Raw genomic sequence first — 3531 nt, 5'->3', positions numbered from 1 at the left:
ACGCCAGGGATTGTCATAAGCCGTTGTACTTCTTTATCTTGACTGACCAGCTTAAGCATTTCTTTATCCAGTTTTTCTACTTCCTCAACTACCTTATCAAAGGTATTTAATAGAGAGGTTATGCTCAGAACAATACTTTTTTCCTGTTTTTCTATCTGCTTTACAACCACAGACGAAAATCTTTTGGATCCCACAGATCCCAATCGTATTCCGTAACTTTTAAGCAAGCCCCTTACAGTATTTTTTAACTGCGTTTGCTGTTTAATTAGCGCTCTTCTGGAAACTAACAAAATGCTTTTTTCTACTGAATCTTGGGGCTTACAGTGTACTCGTGTATACATACCTGATCGAAGGGCTTCTGCGATTCCTCGTGCATCATTTTTGTCTGTCTTATTTATTTTCAAAGCAAGAATCGTACTCAGCTTCCTTGCATCCATACATAGGGGATCTATAGCTCTTTTTCTAAATCCTGTGACTAGGTAATGAGATAAACATCCACTTTCAAAGCCAACAACGATTTCTTGAAAATCTCTTTTGGAAAAATAATCTGCTAGTAAATCAGGATCTGTTTTTTCTGAACCTTCATGGACAATCTTACCTTGTTCATTTAATACACAGATAAAAGTTCTTTTCATTGATACATCTAATCCAATATAATGCTTCATGGGTTGCTCCTCATTTTTTTGCTCTTTAATGAGCGGTTTTGAGATTTGAAAAAATCTCGTTTATATTGGAGAGTTTAACCTACTCCGTTTAAGGAGCAACCCCTTCTTTGTGTGCAATTATGGCATGTATACAGAAGTGTTTTAGAGCCTGTTTAAAATCTTCTGATTATCTGCAGGAGAATGGCTAGGAAATAAGGGTAAAGAGCAGAGACAATATTTGGAAATGCTTGTCAGAAAGACAAGAGATGTTAATAAAAGGAATCGCGTTTGTGTTATTTTAATGATAACTTTCAAAAAATCGAGCTCAATCCACTCCAGGCTTCAACTTTCTAGAGTATATAGTAGTGCCAATTCAAACGGCTAGCTTAATGGGGTTCAAGTCAACGACTTGAAACTTGTCGTTAATCCTATATTTTTCTATGCGATTGAATCGGAACCAATATATAAAAAAAATAAACCCTCCTTCCTTTAACTAATTATTTTTTACAACAAAGACAGCCAGAAGTTTATCAAACACAGGCTGCTCTTTTTTCCATTGGGCAATTCTCTTTGTTTTCACCCATTCTTGATCAGAAGTAAGCCCACAAGCAATTGACAACCAGCTTTGATTAGAAAGCGTTGTACAGAGTTGGTTAAAAAGTTTTTGATTGCGATAAGGGGTTTCAATAAACAGATGGGTATAGTCTTTTTGAGGATTTGCAGTCATTTGCTTTAACTTTTCCTCAAGCAACTTTTCTTCTCTTGGCAGATAGCCATGGAAAATAAATCTCTGCCCCCCAAGTCCTGATAGCATCAAAGCTAAAACTATGCTTGAAGGACCAACACATGCCTGTATTTGAATCCCCCTTTGCTTTGCTAGCAGGACTATATCTGCACCAGGGTCTGCAAGACAAGCAAGCCCGCAATCTGAAATAAGCCCCCAGGGAGCATGGCTTTTTGCAACGGTTTCAATAAGCTCCTCTTTTTGCAGAGCTGTAGTGTGTTCATTTAAAAGCAGGATAGGAACATCGCAAAAAGTTTTAGGCTCTGGAAATAAAAATCTTTTTAAATAACGCCTTGCTTCTTTTTCTGTTTCTGCAATAAGCCCGCCAAGAGTTGGTACGATAGTGTCAACTGTACTCGAGAAAAAAACATGGTGATCTTGGGAGTGATCTAATAAATTAGGCAAAAGATACAAAGTAGGCATAATTTTAAAAATTAGATAATTGGCAGTTTAACATATGCAATAAAACAGCAGGGGTAGCAGCGCTATTTTTTGCCAACATCTCTATCTGAAAGAGATGATGCAAAGCTTGTATCAGCCATTTTTCCTGTCTTTCTTGTGCAAAGGAAAATAACTTTTCTAGTGGATTTTTTTTTATCGTGGGAAACTTCAAGCAAATCTCTGCATGAGACATTTTTTTTTCTAACAAAATGCGTATTTCTAAACTACGTTGTAGTTGAAGACGCATCTGTCCGATTAAAGAGAGCAAACATGAGATATCTATTTCAGAATCCAGAGAGATTTTTTGCTTAGAAAATAGGATTGCATCTGAGAGTTGCCATAGATTTGCTAATTTTTGATCATTGCAAATAGCTGCTAAATCCAGCTCTTCGATGTTTAAACGCTCTCCAATAAAAGTAATGATCTTTTCAAGGTCCTGTTCTAAAATAGCAAGATCCATCCCTCTTTTTTCCAATAACTGCTCTATTAAGGACAAAGAACATTTCTTTTTCCGAGATGTAACAAACCGCCTTAGGTAATTTTTTAGTCTCTCTTTACGATCCCAGGGTTTTTCTTCTGTAAAGTCGCAGGAAATAAGGTGCTTTTTCCCTTCCATATATATTTCCTGTGCCATCTTTGCATGAGAGATTCCTAGTAATATATACGTAGAGCTTGTAGGATTTGCAAAATAGCGAGTTAAGCTGTTTAAATCCTCTTTCTTAATAGATTGAATAGAATCGTAAAAAATAATACGATTTTTTTCGAAAAGAGAAATGGTATTAAGCTCATCTAGTAAATGCATTACTGGTAGATTTTCTTTTGTGGTAAATGTACTATCGGGATAAAAAAAATCTATCCTCGCAGCCACTTGTTCTGCCATGCGTTTTCTTTCATAAGCATCAGGAATAGCCAATAAATATACAGGCGCTAAATGCTCTTTTTTAGCTTCTAATAGGTGTTTTTCAAATGCGGTTGCCCGACTGAACTTCACTTGTTATCCCCCCAATGGTAGATCGCTTTTTTTTGTATTTCTAGATGCAAGCTATGAATTACAGGACATCTCTCTGCTGCTTGGATGAGCTGATCTGTAACTATTTTAGAAAAAACCCTTGGACAAAAAAATTCCATATCAATGAGTTTAAGCCTACGAAGAGGCGCTACTTGCATCTCTTTTGTTAACCGCAAATAACTTCCTTCTAAATCAATTTTCAGCTCTTTAGCTTTATATCCCATCATAGTTAGCATACAGGATGCCACACTAATTGCCATTAAATCTATTGGAGAAAAAAACTCACCCAATCCTGAAATAGCTTTGGGAGCATCCGTAACTAACGATGCCTCTGGCATCTTTAGAAACCAAGTGGATTCTTAAGTTTTTTCCCAAGAGGATTTTAACTTTTTTCATAGATCTCCTTTATTAAAAAGCTCCTTTTTATCTCATATCCTTCTAAAAATCAAGGATGTAAATTTTTTATTTGACAATCTCTAAAAATCAGGGTAGTCTAGATTTAAGGGGCCCTTTGATTTTAATAAAAAAGGGGTTGATTTATGATCCGCAACTTATTTAGAGCCTGTTTAAAATCTTTTCAAAAGTAGAGCAATAAAAGCAAGAACCACCATATTCAGGCTTGTATGTAGTTTTCTTTCGCAATTTTTCCATAG

Annotated in this window: 4 protein-coding genes and 1 pseudogene; all 5 read right to left on the bottom strand. The window is 36.0% G+C overall.

The genetic code is table 11. The features are described 5' to 3' along the window. Positions 1–665: IS110 family transposase (locus tag RHOW815_RS07390; protein WP_215217676.1), on the bottom strand; the 665-nt coding region annotated here is incomplete at its 3' end. 472 nt (positions 666–1137) lie between these two features. Beyond that, the gene (locus RHOW815_RS07385) at positions 1138–1851 is read right to left on the bottom strand and encodes an SAM-dependent methyltransferase (RefSeq protein WP_215217675.1); all 714 of its coding nucleotides are present in this window, start codon (positions 1849–1851) and stop codon (positions 1138–1140) included. Positions 1852–1855: 4 nt separating this feature from the next. Continuing rightward, complete coding sequence (holA, locus tag RHOW815_RS07380) at positions 1856–2860, bottom strand: DNA polymerase III subunit delta (RefSeq protein ID WP_215217674.1); 1005 nt, start codon at positions 2858–2860, stop codon at positions 1856–1858. Further along, the gene (locus RHOW815_RS07375) at positions 2857–3216 is read right to left on the bottom strand and encodes an OsmC family protein (protein WP_215217673.1); all 360 of its coding nucleotides are present in this window, start codon (positions 3214–3216) and stop codon (positions 2857–2859) included. The genes holA and RHOW815_RS07375 overlap by 4 nt, the downstream gene beginning before the upstream one ends. A 228-nt stretch (positions 3217–3444) precedes the next feature. Then, a pseudogene (locus RHOW815_RS07370) lies at positions 3445–3531 on the bottom strand (IS5/IS1182 family transposase); the annotation flags it as partial.

Source organism: Candidatus Rhabdochlamydia sp. W815 (genome assembly GCF_018642185.1).
GTDB classification, from domain to species: Bacteria; Chlamydiota; Chlamydiia; order Chlamydiales; family Rhabdochlamydiaceae; genus Rhabdochlamydia; species Rhabdochlamydia oedothoracis.
This window is presented reverse-complemented; position numbering and strand designations above follow the sequence as displayed.